The sequence below is a fragment of the Novosphingobium sp. genome, from assembly GCF_027486195.1.
In the GTDB taxonomy this organism is placed as follows: Bacteria; Pseudomonadota; Alphaproteobacteria; order Sphingomonadales; family Sphingomonadaceae; genus Novosphingobium.
Genome location: NZ_JAIXPP010000033.1, coordinates 1 through 23,605, shown reverse-complemented (window position 1 = coordinate 23,605; position 23,605 = coordinate 1). Strand labels below are relative to the sequence as shown.

26 protein-coding genes are annotated in these 23,605 nt (G+C 61.2%); 8 read left to right on the top strand and 18 right to left on the bottom strand.

Translation table 11 applies throughout. The features are described from left to right. Nucleotides 1-18: 18 nt before the first annotated feature. Genes traU through Q0071_RS06765 form a run of 13 tightly spaced genes read right to left on the bottom strand, consistent with a single transcriptional unit; the run spans nucleotide 19 to nucleotide 10,341 of the window. A complete protein-coding gene (gene traU / locus Q0071_RS06825; protein WP_298166639.1) occupies nucleotides 19-1,032 on the bottom strand; it encodes a conjugal transfer pilus assembly protein TraU in 1,014 nt (337 codons plus the stop codon). Beyond that, on the bottom strand, nucleotides 1,029-1,658 hold the full coding sequence (gene traW, locus Q0071_RS06820) for a type-F conjugative transfer system protein TraW (RefSeq protein WP_298166637.1): 630 nt from the start codon (nucleotides 1,656-1,658) through the stop codon (nucleotides 1,029-1,031). Before traW ends, traU begins: the two co-directional genes overlap by 4 nt. Further along, nucleotides 1,655-2,176 (bottom strand): S26 family signal peptidase, encoded by a 522-nt coding sequence (locus Q0071_RS06815; RefSeq protein WP_298166635.1) that lies wholly within the window; start codon nucleotides 2,174-2,176, stop codon nucleotides 1,655-1,657. Before Q0071_RS06815 ends, traW begins: the two co-directional genes overlap by 4 nt. After that, nucleotides 2,173-2,559, bottom strand: a complete 387-nt coding sequence (locus tag Q0071_RS06810) for a TrbI F-type domain-containing protein (protein ID WP_298166633.1) — start codon at nucleotides 2,557-2,559, stop codon at nucleotides 2,173-2,175. Before Q0071_RS06810 ends, Q0071_RS06815 begins: the two co-directional genes overlap by 4 nt. Further along, the gene (locus tag Q0071_RS06805; protein ID WP_298166632.1) at nucleotides 2,552-2,935 is read right to left on the bottom strand and encodes a hypothetical protein; all 384 of its coding nucleotides are present in this window, start codon (nucleotides 2,933-2,935) and stop codon (nucleotides 2,552-2,554) included. The genes Q0071_RS06810 and Q0071_RS06805 overlap by 8 nt, the downstream gene beginning before the upstream one ends. After that, complete coding sequence (gene traC, locus Q0071_RS06800) at nucleotides 2,932-5,484, bottom strand: type IV secretion system protein TraC (protein WP_298166630.1); 2,553 nt, start codon at nucleotides 5,482-5,484, stop codon at nucleotides 2,932-2,934. Before traC ends, Q0071_RS06805 begins: the two co-directional genes overlap by 4 nt. Next, a complete protein-coding gene (locus tag Q0071_RS06795; protein WP_298166628.1) occupies nucleotides 5,481-6,104 on the bottom strand; it encodes a hypothetical protein in 624 nt (207 codons plus the stop codon). The genes traC and Q0071_RS06795 overlap by 4 nt, the downstream gene beginning before the upstream one ends. Continuing rightward, nucleotides 6,104-6,973: a DsbC family protein gene (locus tag Q0071_RS06790; RefSeq protein WP_298166626.1), complete on the bottom strand. Its 870-nt coding sequence runs from the start codon at nucleotides 6,971-6,973 to the stop codon at nucleotides 6,104-6,106. The genes Q0071_RS06795 and Q0071_RS06790 overlap by 1 nt, the downstream gene beginning before the upstream one ends. After that, a complete protein-coding gene (locus tag Q0071_RS06785) occupies nucleotides 6,970-8,310 on the bottom strand; it encodes a TraB/VirB10 family protein (RefSeq protein WP_298166929.1) in 1,341 nt (446 codons plus the stop codon). The genes Q0071_RS06790 and Q0071_RS06785 overlap by 4 nt, the downstream gene beginning before the upstream one ends. Continuing rightward, nucleotides 8,310-9,122 (bottom strand): type-F conjugative transfer system secretin TraK, encoded by an 813-nt coding sequence (locus Q0071_RS06780; RefSeq protein WP_298166624.1) that lies wholly within the window; start codon nucleotides 9,120-9,122, stop codon nucleotides 8,310-8,312. Before Q0071_RS06780 ends, Q0071_RS06785 begins: the two co-directional genes overlap by 1 nt. After that, on the bottom strand, nucleotides 9,119-9,694 hold the full coding sequence (locus Q0071_RS06775) for a type IV conjugative transfer system protein TraE (RefSeq protein ID WP_298166621.1): 576 nt from the start codon (nucleotides 9,692-9,694) through the stop codon (nucleotides 9,119-9,121). Before Q0071_RS06775 ends, Q0071_RS06780 begins: the two co-directional genes overlap by 4 nt. Nucleotides 9,695-9,704: 10 nt before the next feature. After that, nucleotides 9,705-9,992 (bottom strand): type IV conjugative transfer system protein TraL, encoded by a 288-nt coding sequence (gene traL, locus Q0071_RS06770; protein WP_298166620.1) that lies wholly within the window; start codon nucleotides 9,990-9,992, stop codon nucleotides 9,705-9,707. Between the two features lie 34 nt (nucleotides 9,993-10,026). Then, nucleotides 10,027-10,341 (bottom strand): hypothetical protein, encoded by a 315-nt coding sequence (locus Q0071_RS06765; RefSeq protein ID WP_298166618.1) that lies wholly within the window; start codon nucleotides 10,339-10,341, stop codon nucleotides 10,027-10,029. A 371-nt stretch (nucleotides 10,342-10,712) separates the two neighbouring features. On the opposite strand from Q0071_RS06765, the gene Q0071_RS06760 reads away from it, so the two are divergent. Both Q0071_RS06760 and Q0071_RS06755 read left to right on the top strand, forming a co-directional pair. Next, a complete protein-coding gene (locus tag Q0071_RS06760; RefSeq protein WP_298166616.1) occupies nucleotides 10,713-11,189 on the top strand; it encodes a hypothetical protein in 477 nt (158 codons plus the stop codon). Next, nucleotides 11,182-11,403, top strand: a complete 222-nt coding sequence (locus Q0071_RS06755) for an AlpA family transcriptional regulator (protein ID WP_298166614.1) — start codon at nucleotides 11,182-11,184, stop codon at nucleotides 11,401-11,403. Before Q0071_RS06760 ends, Q0071_RS06755 begins: the two co-directional genes overlap by 8 nt. A 131-nt stretch (nucleotides 11,404-11,534) precedes the next feature. Here the strand turns inward: Q0071_RS06755 and Q0071_RS06750 are convergent, their stop codons facing one another. Continuing rightward, nucleotides 11,535-12,158 (bottom strand): S24 family peptidase, encoded by a 624-nt coding sequence (locus Q0071_RS06750; protein WP_298166612.1) that lies wholly within the window; start codon nucleotides 12,156-12,158, stop codon nucleotides 11,535-11,537. A 175-nt stretch (nucleotides 12,159-12,333) separates the two neighbouring features. Here Q0071_RS06750 and Q0071_RS06745 point away from each other — a divergent pair, with 175 nt between their 5' ends. Further along, on the top strand, nucleotides 12,334-13,395 hold the full coding sequence (locus tag Q0071_RS06745) for an IS110 family transposase (protein WP_298166610.1): 1,062 nt from the start codon (nucleotides 12,334-12,336) through the stop codon (nucleotides 13,393-13,395). Between the two features lie 122 nt (nucleotides 13,396-13,517). On the opposite strand, the gene Q0071_RS06740 is transcribed toward Q0071_RS06745, so the two are convergent. Next, entirely contained in the window at nucleotides 13,518-14,324 is an 807-nt protein-coding gene (locus Q0071_RS06740) for an HNH endonuclease (RefSeq protein WP_298166608.1), read from the bottom strand. 101 nt (nucleotides 14,325-14,425) lie between these two features. Between Q0071_RS06740 and Q0071_RS06735 the strand changes: the two genes are divergently transcribed. From Q0071_RS06735 to Q0071_RS06715, 5 genes are all read left to right on the top strand, one after another. After that, nucleotides 14,426-15,151 carry a hypothetical protein gene (locus tag Q0071_RS06735; protein WP_298166606.1) on the top strand — a complete coding sequence of 242 codons (726 nt, stop codon included), beginning with the start codon at nucleotides 14,426-14,428 and terminating at the stop codon, nucleotides 15,149-15,151. 540 nt (nucleotides 15,152-15,691) lie between these two features. Further along, on the top strand, nucleotides 15,692-17,002 hold the full coding sequence (locus Q0071_RS06730) for an MBL fold metallo-hydrolase (RefSeq protein WP_298166605.1): 1,311 nt from the start codon (nucleotides 15,692-15,694) through the stop codon (nucleotides 17,000-17,002). A 517-nt stretch (nucleotides 17,003-17,519) separates the two neighbouring features. Further along, nucleotides 17,520-17,999 carry a DUF4102 domain-containing protein gene (locus Q0071_RS06725; protein WP_298166603.1) on the top strand — a complete coding sequence of 160 codons (480 nt, stop codon included), beginning with the start codon at nucleotides 17,520-17,522 and terminating at the stop codon, nucleotides 17,997-17,999. Further along, nucleotides 17,983-18,537: a hypothetical protein gene (locus Q0071_RS06720; protein ID WP_298166601.1), complete on the top strand. Its 555-nt coding sequence runs from the start codon at nucleotides 17,983-17,985 to the stop codon at nucleotides 18,535-18,537. The genes Q0071_RS06725 and Q0071_RS06720 overlap by 17 nt, the downstream gene beginning before the upstream one ends. A 446-nt stretch (nucleotides 18,538-18,983) precedes the next feature. After that, the gene (locus tag Q0071_RS06715) at nucleotides 18,984-19,481 is read left to right on the top strand and encodes an N-6 DNA methylase (protein ID WP_366886212.1); all 498 of its coding nucleotides are present in this window, start codon (nucleotides 18,984-18,986) and stop codon (nucleotides 19,479-19,481) included. Here Q0071_RS06715 and Q0071_RS06710 read toward each other — a convergent pair. From Q0071_RS06710 to Q0071_RS06700, 3 genes are all read right to left on the bottom strand, one after another. Next, entirely contained in the window at nucleotides 19,453-21,201 is a 1,749-nt protein-coding gene (locus Q0071_RS06710; RefSeq protein WP_298166599.1) for an amidohydrolase, read from the bottom strand. The two genes, Q0071_RS06715 and Q0071_RS06710, sit on opposite strands and share 29 nt — an antisense overlap. Nucleotides 21,202-21,630: 429 nt before the next feature. Beyond that, the gene (locus Q0071_RS06705; RefSeq protein WP_298166598.1) at nucleotides 21,631-22,644 is read right to left on the bottom strand and encodes a HAMP domain-containing sensor histidine kinase; all 1,014 of its coding nucleotides are present in this window, start codon (nucleotides 22,642-22,644) and stop codon (nucleotides 21,631-21,633) included. Then, nucleotides 22,638-23,309 (bottom strand): response regulator transcription factor, encoded by a 672-nt coding sequence (locus tag Q0071_RS06700; RefSeq protein ID WP_298166596.1) that lies wholly within the window; start codon nucleotides 23,307-23,309, stop codon nucleotides 22,638-22,640. The genes Q0071_RS06705 and Q0071_RS06700 overlap by 7 nt, the downstream gene beginning before the upstream one ends. Between the last annotated feature and the right edge of the window lie 296 nt (nucleotides 23,310-23,605).

The window sequence follows — 23,605 nt, the reverse complement described above, 5'->3', positions numbered from 1 at the left end:
TGAGAAAGAGTTTCCGGTTCATAGCGCGCAGCAGTTCCGCTTGCGCCAGACAAGGTAACCCATGTCCTCGCCGATCGCGGGGATGACCTGTCCGGCCGATTGAAAGGTGGTGGCGGCGCCGATCGGAGGGCAGGCATAGCGCCCCTTGGTCGCCGGGTTCGGATTGGTGGCCTGGAAGCGGTATTGCTGCTTGCGCATCACCGGCATCAGGTACTTGCCGCAGAGTCCCTTGCTGCCCATCGTGCCCCAGGCGACGAGCTCACGGTGAAGCTTGTAGGCAAAGCGCGAGAGCACGAGCCGTGAAGCCTGGACATGTCCGATTGAGGCCGAGACATTGCCGTTCATCGGGTACATCGAGCCCTGGCAGCCGGCGCACCAGAACATCTCGTCGACTGGCAAGTGGACCGTCGAGGACACACAATCGGCCGCGCAGGCAGCGAGCGCGAGCGGATTGGCGAACAGAACCGCCTCGGGATTGATGATCGCGGTGAGTTCGCTGTCCTGCCAAAGCGGATCGATCTCGGAGATGTAGAGAATGTCGATCGAACCAGACTCAAGGCACAGAAAGTCGGCGATGATCTCCATCCAGTAGATCAAGGGGTAAGCGTACCAGTGGACATGCCAGCTCGAGTAATTCTGGCTGGCTCCGCCCACGGCTGACGGCCCCTTGATCGAGCGAAACCCGATATCGAAGCCGGGATTGAGCTTCATCCCGCCCAGGTTGACGAAGCACCAGGGCTTCATGCTCACATCAGCAAGCCGGACCGGCTCCCAGAACCCCATAGCAATGCCAGGGCGCAAACCGCACAGGCATAGCGGCAGGGTCGGATTGGAAGGATCGGGACGGCTCGAGGGCCAGATCTTGAGGCCGCCGACCGAGATCGGAAACAGGCACGACCAGCAGATGTCGGTGATCGGGTTGACGAAGCTGCCGGTGCAGCGGCCCGGACCCGCATCGGCACTGGCTGGAGTGGCCAACGCCAGACCGAGGCTTGCGAGCATAACCGCAGCCAAACGACGAAAACGGGTCATGGGCGGGCTCCTTGGCGAAGCGGAAGAACGATCTCGCTGACTTCGAGCGCGCGGCCTTGCTGGCGGACCCGCGCCGGCACCGCCTCGATCCCGAAGTGGCGAATGAGTTTGCCGCCCTGGTCGAAGTAGAAGCGTCGCTGCCGAGCCTTCATCAGCTCGAGCGGCGCGCCCTTGGTCAGAATGAGTTTCGCAGTTCCCGACTGGCTCAGCGCCCAACTGAGCTGATCGGGATCGTCGCCGTCGAAGAACAGGAGCTCGGCGCGCAGGGGGACGCTGTCGAGCGGATTCACCCTTGTGCCGCGGGCATGAATGAGCTCGCCCTTGGGCCCTCGAATATCGGTCTCGAGCGTAATCGTCGGGTCAAAGCTCCAGCGACGGGCGGCGCTCGCCCGGACCAGTCCGGAGACCGGCTCGGGCCGATTGACCCGGGCCGTGGTACGCCGCTGCAGTTCCTGGTTCAGCCGCCCGGTCTCGCCCGACTTTTCCATCGCGGTCAGCCGCGTATGGATCTGCTCGAGGAGATCGCGCTCGATCACCGGGAAGACCGCACCTTGCTGGCCATAGTCACGGGCCTCAGCCGCTGGGACGAAGGCAAGGCAGAGCGGAAGGATAAGGGCGCGCCTCACAGGATCGCCCTCCCGCTGCCAAGAATGTGGCCACGGCAGGCAAAGCCAACTTCGGCATAGCGGCTGTCGAAGCCGCGCGGGTGGTCGCTCCCGACATAGTAGCAGCCGCGCGGGATAACCCCTTCGGGGCCGGGGCTGAGCGTCAGTCCGCGACGGGTGCGCGCGAGGCGCGCGCCGACTTTGCGTCCGTTGACCAGGACCTCGGCGCCCTCGTGGCTCACCACGTCACCCGGCAGGCCGAGGACGCGCTTACCGAAGAGATGCGGCCCCTTCCCGAAATGCTTCTCCAGCAGCGGCGAGGCTGGCGGCTCGAAGAAGATCAGGCTGCCGCGCGTAGTCGGTGCAGACTTGTCGAGCCAGAACGCCCAGTTCGGTAGGCTTGGGCTCGAATTGATCAGGAAGGCATGATCCTCGCTGAAGGCTGCAAGCGGCGCCCAGACAAACGACAAGGCGACGATTCCGGTCAGAAGAATGGACCGCCTCGCACCGCGCCAGGCGCCAGCCAGAAGCTCGTTCATGGCCGCCTCCCCTCGCTTAGCTTTCTCGCCAAGCGCAGCTCGAGTTCGGCGGTCGCGTCGGGAACATCACCGCTGAGAACAGCTTCAGCGACCAGCACCACGCGGCCGTTGCGGCCCATCTCGCGGACTGCAGCTTCGGCGGCCTTGAGGTACGTGATCGTCCTCGCCTGTGTGTCTTGCGGCGGCTTGCCGCTGCGCGCTTCGGCATCGACGAAATGCGCTATGGTCTCCGACAAGCGAACCGTGACGATCTGCTCATGCGGACGGGTCGCTTCTCGGCTGACCCAGACCGCCCAGAGTAGGATTGAAACTACGCCGAGCACCGCGATCAGGCGCAGCGCCAGCACACCACCGGTCGATTGCGCAGTCTTGCTATCAGCCATGGTCTGGTTCCCTCGCTGTTACGGCCAAGCCGCCCGCAAGCCGCCTCAGGAACCGCGGCGCGCGCGCCACCACCACGCCTAACGCGCTGGCAACAAACACACCCTGGAGGTCTTGCGAGAATGCATATCGGCGGAGCGCATCCGCCTCGCGGTAGTGGTCGGCAAGATTGCCCAGCTGCGCAAACAGCAGCTCAAGGTCCCAACCAATGAGGACGAGGAACGCAAAGAGCGGCAGACCTAGCACGATCAGCAAGCTCGATGCGGCAAAGCGCATGGCCTCGATCAGCACAAAGCACGTACCCTGGAGGATTGGGATCAGCCGAACAGGAGGCGGCCAAACGCCAACGTGGTCGAACGGGGTGTCGTGGAAGGTCATCGGCGATGTCCTTCCTGAAGTCCGGCGACCTGCCGAATGGCTTCCGTGAGCGGCATACCCTTGGCTTCAAGCGCCTGGATCGCAGCATAGGTGCTTGGATCGGACGAAAAGATCGTGGCCGAGAGCGGGTCAAGCACGAGGCGGCCGATCGCTTCAGTCTCAGGTCCCTTAATGAAAATCTCGGAGTATTCCGCACCCGAACGCTTCAAGGATCGGATTAGCGTCTCAGTGCGGTCGTCCATGTCGAGCCGGGCGCTTTGCCGGAAGTCGGCAATCGTCTCGGCTTTCTGCTGGAGGATCAGCATCCAGTCGCTGTTCTCGAGCGCCGCGCGGGCCCCATCTGACTTGTAGTAGTCGTTGAGCGATTGCGTGGCTGTCGCCAGTGCGCCGCCGTACTTTCGAGCCGTTCGAGCATAGGTCTCGACGAACTCACCCATCGAGCCGCCCTTCAGCATGCTCCAGGCTTCATCGATGAGGAGCAGTTTGCGGGTGCTGCGAGCCGTACGCGTCATGGCCTGCCCGGTCATGAACATGATCGCTGAGAGAACGACGCTTCTGAGGTCGTCCCGGCTCGCAAGATCACTCATTTCGAATACGGTGAAGTCATCGTCGAGCGCAAAGCTCGCCTGACCGGTGAAGAACCGGCCATAGCTGCCGCCTCGGCAATAGGGCGAGATCGCCGTAGCGAGGTTCACCCCGATCTCACCGCTCTGCTCGAGAGCAGACGCGACGTCGTCAAGGCTTCCGCCGCTGCCGAGCAGATCCCATACAGTGGTCACCGCCCGGTCTATCAGGCCACGCTCGGTATCGCTCGGCTTGTCATCGTGACGCGCCATCTGGCCGACCATCGCCTTGATCATGGCGAAGCAATCGAGGCGGTAATCATCGTCAATCGCCGCCCGGGCGTCATCGACCATCGAAAAAGGATTGAGCGAGAAGCCCGCCGCCATCGTGAACTCAACGAAGCGGCCGCCCTGGAGCTTCACCGAGTGCTCGAACGAGCGGCCATCGTCGATCACGACTACTTTGGCTCCTGCGCCGCGCAGCGCCGCACAAAGCTCCTGGAGCAGGACTGATTTTCCCGATCCGGACTTGCCGCAAATCGCGATATTGTGATTTCCCGCCCCGTTCTCGAAGGGCGACCACCAGAAGGGCTGACCTCGGCGACCGACGAGGAGGAGATGAGGCACGGCGCGACCAAGGTACTCGCCCTGCATCGGCGCGATATTGGCCGCAGTCGTCGAGAGCATAGTGCGCATGCGCTTCAGGCGGAGCATGTCGTCGGCCAGCCCATCGGCGAGGCTCAAGGGGAAGGATGCAACCAAACCCTGGAGCTGGAGAAAGCGCTCGTCGGCAAGATCCCAGCCTGCGGCCTTGAAGATCGCCTTAATCACCCGCTCGTGCGCATCGCCTTGGCCGAGCGGCGAATAGCTGGTGAGCCCGTAGAACAGCTTCACCAGCTTCTTGCCGGCCTGCAGTTCGTTTTGGACTTGCCGCCACTCGGCTGACTGGTCGGAAAGCTTAGGAAGAAACCGCGCGCTCTTGGTTTGGCTCAGACTCGTGGTGCGCATGAACTTGTAGCCGGCGCGTGCCGAGGCCGCCTCCTGATCGGGATAGACCAGGCAGAGCATGGTTGCGGTCGGACAGGGAAAGCGCAGCTTGTCGGCGAACATGTCACCGATGAGGCGTGAACATTCCCAAGGAGCCCAACGCTCGGGGAAAGCGCGCACGGCAAAGTGGCGAAGATCAAACGTATCAGGCAGGCACACCCCAACTTCGGGATTGCCGGCGCTATCGCGGCCCATCTCGCGGAACCGCTCGGTCCTCAGCACCATGCGGTCATCCTCGACCTCAAGCTCGATATCGGAGCGGATAGCCTGGACGTCGATCTGCTCGAGCGGGTTCCAGCTTTTGCGCTCAGGTTCGCGCGCCGTGGTCGGAGAGGTGAGTTCGTCGATCAGACCGATCAGCGCCGAAGGCCGCAGTACGTCCGCTTCGAGACCGAGCGAATGAAGGAGGCCAAGCAGCCCTTCACGGCATTCTGCAAGTTCAGCATCGGTGACGCTTGTGCCTTCACGAACACCGAGCGAGACGATCAAGCGGCTGCTGCGAACATGGAAGGGCGCGTGCGCCGACCCGCTCTCCCAGACGAGATCGTAGAACCGGGCTATCCGCTCCCGCGCGATCGCCTCGTACACCCCGCCCTGCTCGTAGCGCGGTGCAAACCACGGTGAAACCACTTGCCCAATGCGCGGGCTCGCAAAGTTGAGCACCTGGAGGCAGGCTCCCTCGGGAAGTCCTTCGGAGAAGAACTGCCCGAGGATCTCGCCGGTGCGCTCATCGGCACCGATGAGCGGCGTGACCTCGAGGATGAAGCCCTTTGACCGGGCGTTTCGATAGAGCCCCGCGCTCTCATCGTAGACGCGATAAGGTAGCCAGTCCGACAGCATATCGAGACCAAAGCGCGGACGCGGCCTTTCTGCTGAAGCCGTATCGGCGAACAATGAGCCCTTAAGCGCGTCCCGCGCGCCGGCGAGTGAAAGCTTCATGGCACGTGACCTTCCTGAGGATCGAGGTCCCCGGTTTGCGGATCAAGGTGGGGGACCTGGGCCGGGAGGGAGGCTGTCCCAGATCCCCCAGCCGGCGCGTGCTGCAAGGGGGCAGTGAGCACGTCCGGCAAGCGGGTAGTGGCAGGGTCGGAGGCCGGATTGGCGGTCAGGCCAATCGAACGCGGTGCTTCTTCAACGCTCCCGGTGTGACGCGCCGCATCGACCGCCCGGGCAAGCGCCCTCGCAACCTCACGGCGGCTCGCCGGCTCGGTAAACTGGCTTGTCCTCGTCGCGGGCAGTGCCACCGCTACGACCCGCGCTTCATGGGTCCGGCCATTCTCGTCACGATAGGCCGCCAGCACGATTTGAAGCCGTCCGTCGGAATTGGCCCCTATGCTGCGGCTCGATACCGAATGCACAGGTTCGGCAACTTTCTCGGAAGCCTTGGTCGCCGCCGCGTCGATTACCGACGTCGGCGCGCAGGTCCCTTCAGGCGCACGGCAGGTGAAGTTCCCTTTGACATTGCTGTCCATCACTGCGCAGCCACTGGTGGAGACAGCGAAGACGGCGATGGCAGCAAAACGCGCGGGCGCGAGGGAAGGTCTGTCGGGGAGGCGCATCACTGACCTCCCTTGTTCAGCGCGAGGCCAAGGAAGCGGCGGATCTCGCTTGCGGGGCGATAACCCTGCAGGACGGCACCATCGCTCGCCCGCACCAGGACAGGCGTGCCGTTGAAGCCATTTGCCTTGGCGAAAGCCTCGTTTGCATCGAGACCCTTTGGTTTGCAGCCCGATCGGGGCTTCGGTGCCTCACCGGCATAGGCCGCATGAAGCGCGGTTGCCGGATCGGACGCACAGAGGACGGCCTCAGACAGCGCCCGGCTCTTGGCGCCGAAGATCGAGATCGGCCGCTCTTCGACCTGTACTCCTGCCTTGCTAAGTTCGCCGGTCAGGCGCTGGCAGTAGCCGCAGTGGAAGTCCGAAAAGACGACGACCTTGGGACCTGTCGGATTGCCCCAGCGCACAGCGCCTTCTGCCGGCAGCTTTGCGAGGTCGACATTGGTCGGGACCGCGTTCGCCGGTCCTTCGTCCTGCGCCTTACTCTCGCCGCCCGCGCGTGCTGCGCCGGCGGCGATGAGGTCCGGGTTTAGTTCAAGCAACCGACCCGCTGTCACATCGCGGCGCGCCTCCATGTCGTAGAGCCTGCCAACGAGCAGATAGCGCGCGCTGGCATCGACGTAGAACAAGGTGCTTCCCGATACGACTTCGCAAAGCCCGCCGAAGCCCTCGCATGTCAGTGCGTCGATGGGCGTCTTGGGAAGGCGCATCTTGAGCGCGTCGCGCACCGCATCCGCCATGACGCCAGCTTGCGCGGGCGATCCCATGACGGCTGCGAGCCCGAGGCTTACGACGGCGAACGCGGTGCTGAATGCAAGCGCCGCCGTGGCGGCACGGGCTTTGAGGCCCGGCCGATGATCCGAGTAGTTCATTTCGTGTTGCTCCTGACGTGAACGCCGTCGAGAAAGACGATCTCGACCTCGATGCCGGTCGGCATCTCGACGACGGGTTGGTATTGTTCGGCCCGCTCGATGAGGTATTTGCTCACCGTGTCGGCGGCTTCTCCTGCGCCTTGGCCGATGCCGCCGGTGACGATGTCCGTCGGCGAAAGGGCCTGGCGCTTGCCGTCAGCGCCAATCTGTCCAGTAAAGATGCCATTGGCGTTGGCGGAGAAGCCCCGCCCGAAACCGCCAACGATTCCGGCAAGAAGCGCTTTGCCGACCAGGCTCCCAGCGCGGCTGACAACGCGGCCGCGCACGCCCGACTTGCCGGCAAAGCTGATGAAGCCTTTGACCTCGCTTACCGCATAGCGGCCGCCCGGCTGCGCGCAGGTCATGCGCGCCAGCTTCACATAGACTTTCTCGCTGCTGAGATCGCCGCGGGCCGCGCCGTTGACGAGGCAGCCGGTGATGTCGGTCGTCAGGACCTTCCCGCCGCGCAGAACCGAGCGTGCCGGACCGGTAATCCTTAGCACCACGGGGAGCGGATCAGTCTGGCTCGCAACACCGGTCGAGGCATCGACGCCGACGATTACCCGTGCAGATGCATAGCTGTTGGGCGGCAGGTAATCGGGACTGTCCTGTAGCAAAAGCTGGGGGATGCTCGGATCACTGCCGGATTTCGCAGGTGCCGCGCCGCTGGTCTCGAAGCTCATCAGACTGACCTTGGCTTCCGGTGCCGGGCCACCCGCACTTTGGCGGCTCGCTCCATCCACGCTTCCCGGCGCAACACCTGGGCCATAGGCAGGCGGCGGCATGGCTGGAGCGGTGAGCGCGCGCGATGCCTGGTCGAGCTGCGCCTTGAGCGATGCGTTCTCTGCCGAAATCGCATCGATGGCAGATTGGCCATCGGTCCGCATCTGGGCATTCTCGGTCTTGAGCGCGGCGAGTTGCTCCTCGAGCTCCGGCCGCGAAACCTGGCCTTCCTTTAGGGCCTTGATTTCGCGGTCCTGCGCATCAGCCCTGTTGCCGTAGGTCGCGACAAACTCGCGCTCGGAGAGATTGCGATTGACGAGGCTACCCGTGTCGATGCTGACCCCGGTGCCCGCCGCTCCACCACTCTTGTCATCGCCGCCGGCGAAGAGAAAAGCCGCACCGCCCAGCAATGCGATGGCGCCAACGCCGGCCAGTAGGACCTTCTGGCGCTGTGCAATCTGGCGATTGAGATTGCGCCTGCCGACTTCGCGCCGGCTCGCGGGCGTGGCGTTGGCTTCGTCGACCTCGTGCACCGCATGGGCGGACCCGCGGACCGGGTTTTCTGGATCTTGCATCATTCGAGCCCTCCCTTGCGAAACACGAGGAAGGCGCTGGTGATCTCACCAGGGAGGAGAACGTCCCGGCCATAGGCGAACGCGAGCACGCCGGCAGGACCCTCACGATCCTTACCGAGCTCAAGCGGACCTTTCCCGAGATTGCGAAGCCGGAAGCGCTGGCCGGTGAGCTCCGCGCCGATGTATTCTGCGACGAGCTGAACCTCGAGCGAGCCGGTCTTGCGCAGAAGCCCGAGTTCGGCACGCCGGCTGAAACCAGGGAGGACACCGTCAGTCGCCATGGCTTCGATAAGCCGTACTGCGGCATCGTCAGGGCCGGTTTCCCGCTCCCACGCCTCCGCTTCGCGCGCCTTGAGCGCAGGGTTCGTAATGAAGACCTGGCTCGCTTCCTGGGCTGCCGTCCGGCAGGCGAACTTGTAAACGAACCCAGCCTTGCTCGTGGCGAAGAAGCTGACCTTGTCCGATGCGAACTGCGGCGGAACCGAGATGTAGATGTCGCCGCGGACCGGCTCATTGGTGATCGTGAAGTCGCTGTATGGATAAGCGCTCGCGATCTTCGAAACATTGGCAAAGCCGTCTCCGACCAGCGCTATGCGGGTCAGCTCGCTCCGCGAGAGCACGCAGTCGATCTTGGCGTTGTCGGCAGCCTCGACGAATTGATCGGCAAAAGCCGGGCTCGCAGTGCAGGCATAGGCGAACAGGGCGAGGCTCAGCGCTTTCCAGCCCGTGTCGATGCGGCGGCTTGCGCCGAGACCGAGGCAAAATACGCCCGCGCCAAGTGCCGGCGAGGCAAGGGGGATCGTTGCACTCATGGCTGTGTTGCTTCCTTCTGGTTGGGATCGGGCAGCTGCTCGAAGCCGGTGAGCGCGAGGGAGAGCCCCCGCCTGCTCCAGCGGAACCGAAAGCTGCGATCGTCGCTGGCGATCACTTGCGCGCCGACGAAGGTCTTGAGCGTGCCCGCGACAGTTGAGGTGAGAGTGCCGGGGTCGACATCCATCCGCCGGATCACGAACGCCTGGCTGACATCCGACCCGCGCTGTTCCTCGACAATCTTGACGAGCTCGGCCTTCAGCCGCCCATAGGCTGCCGGATCGGCAAGCCGCAGGATCCCGCTCATCCAGTAGTCGAGCCCCTCGGGCGACCGGTTCAGAAGGAGCAGTGCGGTGTCGCGCGTGACGAGCTCAAGGTAATGTGCGTCGGCCCCGACACTGGTAAGCGAAAGGCGCTCGCTCGTGATCGGCACGAGGACGACCTCGCGGTCCCTTGTCGCCGCAGCGCCGACCCCTAGAACACTGGCAAGCCCGAGAACCCCGGTCGCCACAGCCAGGCGATTGCGCTGGCGCAAGTACTTCTGCGCCTCTTCGTAAGCGTACTCTGCACGCATGACGCCCCCCTCAGCCGGCCAGCAAACGGCAATGGGAGGGCGGCGTGGCCTTGAGCCCGAGGAACGCCCCGGGCAGGTACCAGTAGGCAGCATGCATCAGCGCCGAGCCCGCATGTCTGGATTTCGCCTTCCGCAAGACGAACCAGGCCGCAAAGGCGAGAGCGATCCCGATGAAGATGTGCTGCGCCAGGATCCCCCAGGTGAAGGGGATCAACAGCCCCGCAAACTCGTCGATCGTCCAGAAGCCGATAAGCTCCGGATCGTCGAGACGTTGGGGTACGAGGTACTTGTCAGCCATGTTGCCGCCCTCCCGCCGTGACCGGGTCGCTGCTTCAGATGACCGCGGTCACGACGGAGGTGACGATCGGCACACCCGTGCCGACGCCAATTCCGACGCCCACCGGAACCGCGATCTGCGCGATCGAGAAGCGGCCCGACGCGAGACCGATCAGGCCGCTGGCGAGGCTGAGGACGGTGATGATCTTGCCGCCGGAGCCCTGGAGAAAAGCGGTGAATTTGGTGAGGGCGGGCGTGAACGTGGCGTCGGTTCCCGCATACGCGGCGCTCGCAACGGCAAGCGCAGCGATCGCCGGCAGCGCATACTGCGCAAGCCGCGGCCGGGGGAAACGCGGAACGAATGTTTTCATGGATGGAGCCTTTCGAAGGTTGGAGTGACAGCAATCGGGGAGACCGTTCGCTGTCTGTTCTTCGTGCTCCCTCAGCGCGGGTGTAGGAAATGGGGACTTCAATTGCTGCGGCTTGGACCAAGCAAAAAGCGACCACGAAGGTTCAGGTGGCCGTAGTTCGCGCCGCGTGGTGCAGCGCATCGACACAAATGGCCGGAAAGTGCGCCCAGCCTCCCGGATTTCGCGCGCGCAGAGCCGGTTTGTGCGCGAATCGACATCCAGCATTGATTCGCGCTTTCCGCTATGTTCGTTTTTTGTTCTTTTTATTTTCCTACACAGTTCCTCTTCGCGTAGCCGGTGATTCGACCACGCCAGCCAGAGGAGAAACAGTCATGGTCAGCCTCAGCGTACTAGGTGAAATGCAGACCCGCAGAGACCTTGCCCAGCTCTTGCAAACAGCTGTCGAGCAAAGCGGCCGCAACCGCTGCGAGATCGCGCGCGATGCAGACCTCCACAAGGACGCGCTCCGCCGGACGCTGCTCGGCGAACGCAGCCCAAGCCTTGGCGAAGCGCTTCGGATCCTCGCAGCATCTGGGATGTCACCGCACGCTCCCATGCTGCTGTTCCTTGGAGCGGGCAGCGACCAAGCGACCCGCTGGCTTCAGACGGATATCGCCCACTTTTTCGAGGAGCTCGTCAGCGAACTGCCGTCCAGCCTTGAACGCGTCCTGGGCAACCAGGTTCACGATGTTAAGCCGCGCTGGGCCAAGGGGACGGCGCACCGCGTTGCCCGGCTTCTGGCAGACCATCTCGACGAGCTTGCCCGCAAGGACGCCCTTCTGGCCGACGCAGGAGGACGTAATGGTTGACTACGATCCCGCAGTACCGCGCAGAGTGACGCGCCTGGTCAGGTTCAAGGAGGTCCAGCATCGCGTTGGCCTCGGCCGGTCGACCATCTACCGCTGGATGGCAGAGGGTAAGTTCCCGAAACCTGTGCAACTGGGTGGCTATGCCGTGGCCTGGGCTGAAGAGGACATCTCCACATGGATTGAGGAGAGCGCGGTAAAGTCAGCCGGCAAATGATCCAGGCGGCCATAGATCGAGCACTTCGAAGGAAACCTGCTCGCACAGCTCTCCGATCAGGAGAACCATCTCAGAGCCGGATGATCGACCGCGATCAACTCTAGATCAATGATCTTTGGCCCAGCCCTCGTTCAATCTCCCCGCGCGCTAATCCCTACCGTTCGCCCAATCCAGCACACCCGGCCGATAATGGTGAGCGAGCGTTTGGCCACACCAGGCCAATGCGGATAGTGCGCGTGGTCGCAGCTGACCGTCACCTTGCCTGCAGCCGGCTCAAGCGCGAGCCGGCGCACCACGAGGGCGTCCTCCATCCGCAAGGCATAAAGCCCGTCGCGCAATACCTCTTTGCCGCCAAGCCTGTGCACGATCACTTCGTCACCCGCTGACAGCGTGGGGTACATCGTGTCGTCGCTGATCTGCACGATAGCCGCGACTGAATGCCGCACGCCGATGCGTTGTAGAAGGCGCGAATCAAAGGCTCTTACGGTCTCTTCGGTTTTGGGATTCAGGATTGGCAGAACGACCACGTCACCGGGACCCAAAGGCGGCGGATCAATGCCGCCCAGCACCGATGGCTTGACCTCGAAGTGGCGCGCAAGAACAGCAATGTCCTCGCCATCAAGGCGGCGCGGGCTGCCGCGCTGGATGAACTGCTGGATATAGGCTGCATTGCGTCCCAGCAGCCGCGAGATCGACGAATATGTCTCTCCATGCTCTTGGATCAACGCGGCCAGTTTGGTCGCCACCTCTTCCACGCGCGAGCTATTCCTTCTGCAAGATATCTTAGAAAATTGAAGGAGACGAAAGGACAGTTCCTACTAGCCATTCACAGTCTGTCAGACCAGAGGATAGCGCCGTCGACGTCGGAAATTTGCGAGGCATGAGCCGGGAGACCAAATGACGCGGCGCAGAATTCGGGGAATTGTGGCCTTGACTCAGCAAGACATCTGGATCGGACTTGATTGCGGGTACCTGCATACATCAGCCTGCGCGATTGATCAGGATGGCCTCATCATTGCGCAGGAAAAATGCGAGACGACGACCGCGTCGGTAAGCGCCTTTCTGGGACGATTCCCGCCAGAATCGCTCCGTCTCATCGCGGTCGAAGCGGGTGTCGCCACCCACATGATCCGCGACCTGCTAGCGGCAGGCTACCCGGTCAAACTCTACGAGGTCTACAAGGCGCAGCGCTTCCTCGCCGTACGCCGGCAGAAGACAGATACCAACGATGCCATTGGACTCGCCGAACTCGGACGCGTCGGACGATCTCTTGGCGCCGAGGTTCACCTGAAGTCCCTCGAATGCCAGAACCTGCGTACCAGGCTCATAGCCCGTCAGAGTCTTGTCCGTGTCCGCGTCCGGCTCGATGCCATGGTCATCACCATTGTCCGGATGCATGGCGGTAAACTGAAACGACGCGTCGCCAAGGGCGCGCTCTCACAAGATGTCGAGGAACAACTGGACCTGTTGCGCCGCGACGGCGTGGATGTTGATGCCGATGTTCGCCCGCTTGTCGCGGTTGCCGAAGCGCTCGACGAACAGATCCGGTCGCTCGACAAGCGATTTGCGGAACTGGCGCAAACGCACCCTGTCTGCAGGCGCCTGATGACGGTGCCAGGCGTTGGCCCGAAGACCGCTCTGATGTTCTACAGTGCCATTGATGATGTGAGCCGATTCAAGCATGCCCGCTCGGTCGGCCCCTATCTGGGGCTAACGCCTTCTGTCTATCAAAGCGGCGTCAAGTCGCGCCAGGGTGGAATCAGCAAGAAGGGCTGTACGGCAACCCGTACGCTCCTTGTCAGTGCAGCAACCGTTCTGCTTGTGTCGGTCAAGAAATCCAGTGCCTTGAAGGCCTGGGGCGACGCCCTGCGCGCCCGCATCGGAATCTCGAAAGCGCGCGTGGCGCTCGCCCGCAAGCTGGCGATCGTCCTTATCAAGGTTTGGCAGTCGGAAACGGATTTTGATCCCCGACTCCATGCGGCTTCCCCGTAAGCGGGGATGGGCCGGGACTCCGACGTAAGTGTCGCAGTTCGAACTGCGAGGGTTGTAGGTGGAGCCCGGCCTGCACAGAAGACCACGTTTGCAGGAACCCTAGATCCACAAGAACAATCGCGTCAGTCAGGAGGCATTTGGTCCATAAGAACCCACTTTCGTTCCAAGCCGTCTGGGCAAGGCCGCTGCGCGCTGTCGTCGGGAACGACCAACAGCCGATGCGGAAGTGACAAAGCTGCGCGGATACTCTCTGGCGCTTCGATTATGTAGGAGCGCCGGACCCTGATGATCCCAAGATCAAACAAGGTGTGGATGTCCGCACGTAGAAGTATCCCGTTGCTGGCGTCGTTGTTGCGGCCAGTCGCATAGGGCTCGATATGGGCGGCCTCGAGCACCTCATCGATGGTGCATCCGGTCACGGCGCATCGTCCACCATAGGCAGCTACAAGTTTATCGCGGAACGCAGATTGGCCCTGGCGAACAGCGACCTTTCGATAAAGTTCCCTCTGGCCTTGCTCAGCATCTTTTGGACGAAAGCGATCGAAGTTTTTCCATGGCAGCAGCTTTAGCTTGGGGTCAGTCTTCCATGTACCCGAAAAGGCTGTCTGATCCTTATCTCGCCATTCTACGTCTGGGGTACCGCTGCGATTGGAGTCCGAAAAAACCAAACGGGTGCAGCCGACGATGAAGCCTAGGCGCTCGTTGATCTCCGTGTGCTCACCCGCGTAGTCCAAAAGCACGGTGCTTCCCCGGACTGAAAGGTTGCAGCGAACTCGTCCGCAACTCAGCTCATTGGCATCAAGCACCGTGTGCTGTTTGAACGTCTCGCTGGTCTCGTGCGCGAACCAATGCTGGGGGATTAGGTCAATGGTGTTCTCGGCCGGGCCTGGATCCAGCCACTTAATCGCCAGCTTCGCGCTTCCGGCCATAGACCTCTCCATATTGTGCGCCTCCCGTGGTACTTTCGGTCGGGAGGAAACGAATCCAATCCCAGTAAGCAGCGACACACCGTAACTGCAAGGATACGACCATGGCCGATCCCACGGACGTCGTCCGCGACCTCCTCTTCAATCACGTCAGCAGCCCGTCGCTAAAACACATCCGAAATGGTTTCGTGGTGTCACGACTAGCCGCCGAGATTGTAGCGAAGCTCAATCAGAACAACACAGCCTGGCTGAAATGGAATCCTGAACGTGAGCGATTGGTAATTGCAGCGGCACCCTGCTGGGTGCCGATCCCAGCCCTCGCTGAGCACCTCAATGCAATGCCCGGCCCTCATCTGACTCGCACTGATGTCGCCGAACGCATGCGGGACTTTCAGGAAAGGGATAGAGCGGACTATCCCAAGGAAGATCTGAGAGCCTCATGCGAGGCACTATTTGCCCGGGAAGCTGCAGAAGGAACGGAACTCCCCGCAATCATAGGCGCTCTCCAAGAGCACATCGAACAGGAATGGCGCAGGCTGCAAACTGAACGAGAAGCCCGCTATCGAGCTATACTGGAAGCGGAACGCGTCGCACTTGAACGAAGATTTCTCGCAGGTGCCGACTGCAAATGGACTCCATTGTCCGGGTCGAAGGAGCTATTCTGCCGCATGAATGGCCGCGCTTATCGCCTCTCACCGATCGGACCTGGGCGTTTCGAATTGAACAGAATAAACGAACCCGCAGATCCCGGCGTTTTCATCGGGCAGTACAAGCAGCGCCGAGACGCTACCAAAGCTCTGTCAGTTGTAGCCTACTCGGCGGAATTGTAAGCGTCACCGCCTTTGCCAGAGGTCTGAAAGCAGATCGACCCGCCACACGCCATGATACCTTTCAAATGATGCGTGATTCGGCGATAAGAGCAGAGTATTTGTCTATGCCTCTGCGGCCTTTTTGGTGATGCCGTTCGCTTGGATATGTAACAACCAAATTGGATAAGTTTAACCCCGATCTGTAAAATAGCCTTATCAAGCGGTTTTGGTTTTTCATTTTGCCGATCAGGGGCATGTAATGACTGACAACAATGAAGAATGGCCGAAGCCAGACCCGACACCCTTCTCGATGGTGGTCGAAGCCACACTGCTTTTTGCTGGGATGGCTTTTCTTTTTGTCTATTTCGTGATCTGACCTCCGATTGGGCGGCTTTATTCTGGCGGAACATGCAAGAAATGTTCGACATCGGATTGTGCCAGACACAAAATCAACATAACTAAGAATAATATTCACCATCCAGTAGGCAGTTATGTCTTCTTTCGATATCAACAAGATATGCGCGGAAGACTGAAAGGACATGGAGGGGCGCTATGGGAACAATGACGAGCACTATCCGTAAGGCTTTGATCCGAGCAACCATTGCCCTGGCTTTGGCTAGCTTGTCATCTAGCCCCGCACTTGCTGACGATGTAGTCGTTGCGCGCGATGTAACGGTACGAGCCAAACCATCACGTCGAAGCGAGATTGTTGAGTTTCCTGCCGTTGGCACAAACCTCATCCTTCTGGACGATGGTGCAGTCTCAAGGGGGTACTATCACGTACAATTGCCCGACGGCCGCGCGGGATGGGTGTATCGCACCTACGTTCGCCGGACGGTCGGATCGCTTGCCGAAGCCCTTGTCGATAACTCGGCCGGCCAACTTGTCGTTCATTACATAGATGTCGACCAAGCTAACGCAGCGCTGCTGGAGTTCCCGTGCGGTGCGGTGCTCATCGACGCTGGAAGCCGGGGTGATGAGGCGGAAACGAAACTCTTAGCTTATCTTGAAGCGTTTTTTGCCCGCCGGTCCGATCTCGGTGGAAAATTGGCAGCGATTTTTGTCACGCATACCCACATCGACCACAACGCCAGTCTCGACAAGCTTGTCATGAAGTATCGGGTGGGTAGCTACATCCACAACGGAGTAGCGCGTGGCTCTGGGAGAGCTAACGCAAAATGGATGCTGGCACACGCCCGAGAAACCTCCCCTGCCATCGCATTTCGTGCGGTGTCAGAAGCGGATGTTGAAGCGGCCGGGACCGCAGGTCTTACAGATAACATCATCGATCCGATTGCATGCCCAACAATCGATCCGCGCATCCGGGTGCTTGCAGGCGGCCGTGAGCTACCGGATGGAACAGAGTTTCGGCCCTCAGACTGGGGTGATGAAGATATCGAGAACGGCAATAACCATAGCCTGGTTATCCGGGTCGACTTTGGGCAGAGTTCATTCCTGTTTCCTGGCGACCTAGAGAACGCTGGTATAAGCGACCTATTGGCTCGTTACGCCGGGACAACGCTGCTCGATACTGATGTCCTCGAGGTCAGTCATCATGGAGCCGCAAACGGGACAACGGCGGCCTTCCTTTCAGCTGTCTCGCCGCAGGTCGCAGTGATGTCGATGGGATCGCCTATGACCCAGGAGAAATGGACAGCTTGGGCATATGGTCATCCACGCAAGGCTACCTCCGATCTGCTTTACGCAGCTGTCACACGTAAGCGCCCTTCAAAGTCGGTTATGGTTGCTACGAAGACAAAGACTTTCGTGCCGTTTGCAATGGATCGTGCGATTTACGCGACTGGCTGGGATGGGACTATTGATGTCAAAGCCGACACTGCTGGCCGCATTCAGGTCACAACTGCTCGATGACACCCCGGTGAGTCGGCAAGGTCCGATCTGACGCAACGTGGTGGATGACAGACGCAGCATGCTGGCTCTGATCGTGACTGTGCGGGATTTTGTGAGGCAAGTTGGAACGTTGCAGGAACGAATTTTTGCGGGCCTTTCGGTCCCTATTTCCGAAAATTTTCTGCTTTTGTTCACGGTGCCAGAATGGCGGAAATCCGCCATTCTCTGAAGATTCGAGTCCCTGGAAAAGACTCGAACCTCTAAGCCACATTGAAATGCGGGCTTTTCTGCGGGCCTTCGCAAAAATCACATCGTCCATGTTGCTGTTATAACACAGAAAACATTAATTGATGCGAGTCCTCTTCTGGCACCATTTCCCTGTATCAGATTGCCCCTCGGGGCTCGCCAAACCCTCAGAAATCTGCCATTTAGCGTCCCGCGTTGTCGCTGGATGGTTACCATCGTTCCCCCACAATCCACGCAATTTGGGGGCATGACAGGCATTGGGCATCGCTTTGGCGAAAGGTCATGCCCCCAAATGCCGCTGAAAGACGCAGAAATTCGAGCGTTTCGGGCAATTGATAAGCCAGTCAAGAGAGCCGACGGTGGCGGCCTCTATCTTGAGGTCTTCCCCAATGGCTCGAAACTCTGGCGGCTGAAATTCAGGATCGAGGGCAAGGAGAAACGTATCGCGCTTGGCGCCTATCCTGCAGTGCCTCTTGCCGACGCCAGAAGGCGTCGTGATGCCGCGCGCGCACAGATTGAGCAAGGCGTGGATCCAACCATTGAGCGAAAACGGGAAAAGGCTGTCGCAAAATTCAGCGCTGAGAACAGCTTTGAACAAGTGGCTGGAGAATACTTGGCAAAAATGGAAGGCGAGGGTCGAGCCGACACTACCGTCGCCAAGGCGAAATGGTTCTTGGCGCTGCTGAAACCTGCGATCGGCAAAATGCCCATCGGCGAGGTCGATCCCCAGATGCTATTGGCGGCGCTCAAAAGGCTTGAGGCCAAGCGTTGAAGCGGCGGACATTGATCAACCTCTGAACAGGTACATCACCATTGCTTGGGGGCATTCGGGCCTCGACCCATTGGAGAGTGTTAAGGCTACCGGCGAATGGATTGCTCTGGCCCGCGACTACCTCCGCAATCAGGGATTCGGCATGCCGTGGATTTGGGTGCAGGAATACGGGTCGTACTTCGGCGCGCACTGTCACGTGCTTCTACACGTCGCTCCCCAGATATCACCTCTGTTGCGCGGACGCCCTCATAAATGGGCGCGGCAGGTCTTGAAACGGCGAGGCCTCCAGTATTTGAAAGGGACAACACAAACTCAGAAGCTGATGTTCGGTGACGATATCGACGTCAACATCCACGCCTATTATGCAGCTCTTAGCGGCAAGGTTCACTACATGCTGAAATGTGCGCCCGCCCGTCTTGAACGCGAGTTTGGGCTTGTTGGCCTCGGGCACAAACCTTGGGGTCAAAAATGCACTGTCTATGGCAAACGCGCGGCCAGATGGCAGAGCAAGCGCACCACCTTGAATCGAGTGCCTTGAACTTTGACGCAGGGGCGGAAGAAGCAGGGTCAAAACGCGGACACAGATTCATGTCCACTCAGGACAATTGGACGGTGTCTGGAGTAACGTGTGTAGTACAGACGAAAACCGCAACAATCAGCCCGTTCTCTAATTTTAAGGGTACCCGCAAGTGCCCCCAGTCAGGTCGTTGAACAACTGACACCTACCCGTCCGTTGAATCGGCGTAGTTGCGACGCATCTCAGGGGAGAATTGGCCGAGGCTCGTCGTCCCACTCCGAGTCCTGACCACCGGGGGCTAGGCGAAAGAGATCCCCCCGGGCAATGCTGATTATCATGGCCAGACTTAGACACACGACAACCGCAAACCCCAAGCGAAACAGCAGTTTCGGATTACGATTGCATCGGTTCGCTAGCCAGCCAACCGCTGTGACCCCAAGCATGAAGTAACCAAGCGAAAACAGCAGATCAATCATGGCACTGAGGAGGACGTCTACAAACCCGGCATCTACCGCGAGATTTACGACCCTGCATGCGGCACGGGCGGTATGTTGTCCGTGTCGGAAGAGACGATCCGCGCGCAGAATGACCGTGCCCAGCTCGGCCTGTATGGGCAGGAATACAACGACGAAAGCTGGGCGATCTGCTGTTCGGACATGCTCATCAAGGATGAGGAGACCGACCACATCATCCTGGGTGACACGCTGGGCGACGGCAAGACCAGCGACGGGTTCCCCGGCAAGCGGTTTCACTACATGCTGGCCAACCCGCCCTTTGGCGTCGAGTGGAAGGACCAGCAAAAGGTTGTTGCCAAGGAAGCGGCGGAGACAGGCTTCAACGGCCGTTTCGGTGCCGGCCTGCCCGCGATCAACGATGGTTCGCTGCTGTTCCTGCAGCACATGATCTCGAAGATGACCGACAACACTGGCCATCGACCTATCGCTGATAAACCACCTTGCCGCTGACGATGGTCGCCAGAATTCTGCCAGCCAAGATCTTTTTGGGCGCGGTCGCAGCAAGGGCAAAGGGATCGATATCCATGACTGTCAGATCAGCCCACCGGTCCTTGGCAATGATCCCCGTCCGGTCTTCGCGAAAGGCGGCATAGGCCGACCAGCTAGTATAGGCCCGGATCGCTTCCTCGATCGTTAGCCTTTGCTCCGGATACCATCCGCCGGAGGGCTGAAGCTGCTTGTCCTGGCGGGTGATTGCGGCATGGAGGCCGTAGAAAATGCTGTGGTCGGAGCCCGGATTGTCGGCATTGAAGGTAAGTCGCGCGCCGCCTGTGCGCAGCGTGCGCCAGGCATAGGCACCAAGGATGCGCTGCGGGCCCAGACGATCTTCGGCCCAGGTCTTGTCCTCCACCGCGTGGGGCGGTTCCATTGAGGCTATCACGCCCAGCCGGGCAAAGCGCGGCTGGTCTTCGGGCGAGATGACCTGGGCGTGTTCGATCCGGTGGCGGCCCAGTGCGGTGCCCGGATCGGCCTTGAACTGCACCTCAAGGAAATCGAGCACTTCTCGGTTGCCTGCATCGCCGATGGCATGGATCCCTAGCTGGAAGCCGGCCTTCATCGCCTCCTTGGCCAGATCACGGTCAAAGCCATAACCACTGCCGCTGATCCCGCGGTGGCCCGGCTTGTCGGCATAGTCGGCCAGCAGCCGCGCCCCGCGCGACCCCAGCGCGCCGTCGTAATAGGCTTTGACCGCGCGCGTGACGAGCATGCTGTCACTGTCCCGGTCCGGCCCCCGGGCGATCCACTGCCGCATCAAGGGCGGGTCGCGCAGCGAGAGCATGGCATAGACCCGGATCGGCAGGCGGTGCTGGTCCTCCAATTGCTGGAGTGCGGCCATCGCCTGGCTGCCCACACCGGCCTCGTGAACCGTGACATAGCCGTCGGTGGCCATCTGCCTCAGCCCCTTCAGCGCATGGCGCGCAACAACCGCCTGCGGTTCGGGCGGCACCGCCGCTTCGACCATCGCCGCTGCGCGGTTCAGGAACAGGCCAGCGGGCTGGCCATCCGTGCCCAGCCGCATCTCGCCCCCCACCGGAACCGGGCTGACCTTGGTGATCTTGCCGGCATCGAGCGCGGCCTGGTTGGTCCAGATTGCAAAACCGTGAAGACTGCGCAGCACCACCGGATGATCGGGCACCGCTGCGCTCAACTGCTGCTTGTCCGGATAGCGGTTGGCCCAGGCACCCTCGTCCCACCCGGCACCGAAAATCCATTCGCCTTTGGGGACGGACCTCGCCCGCTCGGCCACCAACGCGACCGCCTGCGCTTCGGTGGTAACATGGGTCAGGTCTACCGATTCCAGCTTGGCGCCCAGTTCGATGAAATGGGTATGCGAATCGACTAGCCCGGGGATCACGGTCGCGCCGTTCAGATCGATCACCCGGGTCCGCCTGCCGCGCAGCGCCAGCGCCCCCTTCTCGCTGCCGACATAGACGATCTTTCCGCCGCGCATCGCCACCGCTGCGGCATCGGGGTGCCACCTGCCGTGTATGGTGGGCGCATCGGGCGCAGGCTTGCCATCGAGCGCGGGCTCGCCCCAGCGCAGCGTATAGACATGGGCGTCAATCAGTATCAGATCCGCAACGCGGGAATCGGTCTTGGCCGTTGACTGGGAAGCACTGAAGGAGATCAGGAAGACGCCGAGCAAGCTTGCTAACAGACCCGCCCTCATATTCGTTTATTCCCTGGCATATCCGTCGTCAGAGTATTTGAAACAGCTGGCGGCTAAGATTAGCGGAGCTTCGACCTCGTCCAAGGCTGACACTAGATGGCGATCTTGCCGTGTTGCAAGCGCCGATGTTCGATGGTGATCCGTTTGATGCGGGCGCGCTCGGTGTGGCGAGCTGTTCGAGAGGCAGGCGCGAACCATAGACTATTGGACAACCTGCTGCACTACCAACAAGCCAGCCAATCGAGACAAAGTGAGGCCTATTCGGCCGGTCGGGAACGGGGCAGCGTAAGCTGCCTCCATTGGGCGAGCAATCGACCAAAGTAGGTCGTTCATACGAGCCAGCTCAATCGTCTGCTTCTGACCGAAGCCGACTATCGGGCGCGCTGTAGCAGTCCGATTGCAAAGCGTCTCAGGCTATAGTCACTCGGGCTAGCCATCGCCGTTAGCGGCGAACGAGCATCCTGCCATATGCAACTGCAATGTTGAAGGCATCGGCCAAGTAAGCCGCCCGCCAGCCCGTTCCATCACCGTGGCAGCAATGGCAAGCCCAAGGCCTGAGCCGGGCGAGTGCTCCCCTTTGGCGAAGCGGCTGAGCATGCGGATCCGCTCGACTTCCTGGAGTCCGACCCCTTCATCCTGCACGGTGATGACAATCTCCTCGCCAGTCACGGACACCGACAAAGAAACGGTTCCTTGCCCATGGTGCAGCGCATTGCTGACAAGGTTGCGCAGGGCTTCATCGAGGTCAGGCACATTCACCGGAGCGGGTATCTCGGCATCGACGGTGATTGTGCGCCCCATCTTGTCGGCCAGCGGCAGAAACTCGGCGGCAATCTGCCGGGCCAGACGGGACGCATCGACAAGCGGCCTGCAATCATCAGGCTGGCCGGGTGTATCCAGCCGGGCCATGGCGAGCACCTGGGCGATAGACCGTTGCATCCTGTCCAGATCGCCAGCCAGACCGACCACATCAATGGTGGCCCCGTCTTGCCATTGGTCCATCCGCAACTTTGCGAGAGCCAATGGCGTGCGAAGCGCATGGGCTGCGTCGGCCGCTAATCGTCGCTCGTTCAGATAGGCACCGGCAAGGCGATCGAGCGCCTGGTTTGTGGCGGCTACGAAGGGCTGAATCTCCTTCGGCAGTCCTTCCTCGCAAAGTCTCCTGTTTGGTTGATCAGGCCCGATCTCTTGCAATGCGGCGACGGCCGTGGAGAGAGGCTTCAGGCTCCAGCCAGCCACCAGCACGCCCACCAGCGGAGCAATCACCGCGAACGGCAGGAGGACCAGCAGAAGTTCTGCATATTCGACATGGGCTGGATCGAGATTTCCGCCCTGTTCCAGTTCCTTTAGTTCAAGCGCGACAAAGCCGATTGTGACCACTGCGGCTACGAAGATGGTGGCACCGATGGAGAGACCGATGCGGCTCCGCAGGGAAGTCAGCATGGCGCCTCACCCTGTATCAACCGCCAGCCGATACCGCGCCGGTTCTCGATGCCGCAGCCTGCCGGTGCAAGCCGCCGCCGCAGACGCGAGACGATGGCTTCCAGCGCGTTAGGGCTGACCGCTTCATCGAGCGTATAGAGCCGATCCTGCACGGTATCGCGCACGACTACGTTTGGCGCGGCTTCCATGAGGAGTTGGAGCAACGCGAGCTCGCGCCGTCCCAGATCGAGCGGCGCATCGCTGAGCCAGGCTTGTTGCGCCGCCGGATCGAGCCGCAACCTGCCTTGCACCAGCACGGGGGCCATGCGCTGCCCCGGCCGGCGCAGCAACGCACGCAGCCGTGCGGCCACTTCGTCGAGATCATAGGGCTTCACGATGTAATCGTCCGCCCCGGCATTGAGACCGGCGATGCGATCCTCGATGTCGCCATAGGCCGTGGCGACCAGCGATGGCACGCCGTGCCGCGCCAGTTCCGGGAGCAGGGAAAGTCCCTCGCCGTCAGATAGGCGGCGATCTACGATGGCTGCATCGAGGCGCACCACGCCCAGACAATCGCGGGCGGCGGCGAGCGAACCGGCCGCATCGACGACGAAGCCGCGCCGCCTCAGTCCCTCTGTTGCCAGCACGCGCAGGTCAGTTTCATCTTCGATCAGCAGGATGTGCATGGACGCGGCGATACCAGTTGATGGGCACCGCGCCCAGCATGTCAGTGTCGTGTCAGTCTTGTCTGCTAGGGGGTGCAGATGCCGGTTCACCCCCTGTCTTCACTTGTAGCTCTGATCTTTACGTGCGGTTTGGCGGCCTGCGGGGCCGTGCCTGCTGACAAGCCGAAGCCGCCCGCCAAAGTGGAAGCGATCGGCCACGAAACCGAACTCATGCGCGTGACACTGACGGCAGAGGCTGTGCAGCGGCTTGGTTTGGCGACTGAGGCCATCGGCACCGGCCAGCAGGCCACTCTCTC

Coding starts and splice junctions, on each gene's coding strand:
- traL (WP_298166620.1), bottom strand. CDS start 9,992: ATGGCTGACAAGTACCTCGTACCCCAACGTCTCGACGATCCGGAGCTT.
- Q0071_RS06775 (WP_298166621.1), bottom strand. CDS start 9,694: ATGCGTGCAGAGTACGCTTACGAAGAGGCGCAGAAGTACTTGCGCCAG.
- Q0071_RS06780 (WP_298166624.1), bottom strand. CDS start 9,122: ATGAGTGCAACGATCCCCCTTGCCTCGCCGGCACTTGGCGCGGGCGTA.
- Q0071_RS06735 (WP_298166606.1), top strand. CDS start 14,426: ATGGCCGATCCCACGGACGTCGTCCGCGACCTCCTCTTCAATCACGTC.
- Q0071_RS06810 (WP_298166633.1), bottom strand. CDS start 2,559: ATGGCTGATAGCAAGACTGCGCAATCGACCGGTGGTGTGCTGGCGCTG.
- Q0071_RS06710 (WP_298166599.1), bottom strand. CDS start 21,201: ATGAGGGCGGGTCTGTTAGCAAGCTTGCTCGGCGTCTTCCTGATCTCC.
- Q0071_RS06705 (WP_298166598.1), bottom strand. CDS start 22,644: ATGCTGACTTCCCTGCGGAGCCGCATCGGTCTCTCCATCGGTGCCACC.
- Q0071_RS06700 (WP_298166596.1), bottom strand. CDS start 23,309: ATGCACATCCTGCTGATCGAAGATGAAACTGACCTGCGCGTGCTGGCA.
- Q0071_RS06760 (WP_298166616.1), top strand. CDS start 10,713: ATGGTCAGCCTCAGCGTACTAGGTGAAATGCAGACCCGCAGAGACCTT.
- traC (WP_298166630.1), bottom strand. CDS start 5,484: ATGAAGCTTTCACTCGCCGGCGCGCGGGACGCGCTTAAGGGCTCATTG.
- Q0071_RS06725 (WP_298166603.1), top strand. CDS start 17,520: ATGCCGCTGAAAGACGCAGAAATTCGAGCGTTTCGGGCAATTGATAAG.
- Q0071_RS06730 (WP_298166605.1), top strand. CDS start 15,692: ATGACGAGCACTATCCGTAAGGCTTTGATCCGAGCAACCATTGCCCTG.
- Q0071_RS06790 (WP_298166626.1), bottom strand. CDS start 6,973: ATGAACTACTCGGATCATCGGCCGGGCCTCAAAGCCCGTGCCGCCACG.
- Q0071_RS06755 (WP_298166614.1), top strand. CDS start 11,182: ATGGTTGACTACGATCCCGCAGTACCGCGCAGAGTGACGCGCCTGGTC.
- Q0071_RS06805 (WP_298166632.1), bottom strand. CDS start 2,935: ATGACCTTCCACGACACCCCGTTCGACCACGTTGGCGTTTGGCCGCCT.
- Q0071_RS06740 (WP_298166608.1), bottom strand. CDS start 14,324: ATGGCCGGAAGCGCGAAGCTGGCGATTAAGTGGCTGGATCCAGGCCCG.
- Q0071_RS06795 (WP_298166628.1), bottom strand. CDS start 6,104: ATGCGCCTCCCCGACAGACCTTCCCTCGCGCCCGCGCGTTTTGCTGCC.
- Q0071_RS06815 (WP_298166635.1), bottom strand. CDS start 2,176: ATGAACGAGCTTCTGGCTGGCGCCTGGCGCGGTGCGAGGCGGTCCATT.
- Q0071_RS06785 (WP_298166929.1), bottom strand. CDS start 8,310: ATGCAAGATCCAGAAAACCCGGTCCGCGGGTCCGCCCATGCGGTGCAC.
- Q0071_RS06765 (WP_298166618.1), bottom strand. CDS start 10,341: ATGAAAACATTCGTTCCGCGTTTCCCCCGGCCGCGGCTTGCGCAGTAT.
- traU (WP_298166639.1), bottom strand. CDS start 1,032: ATGACCCGTTTTCGTCGTTTGGCTGCGGTTATGCTCGCAAGCCTCGGT.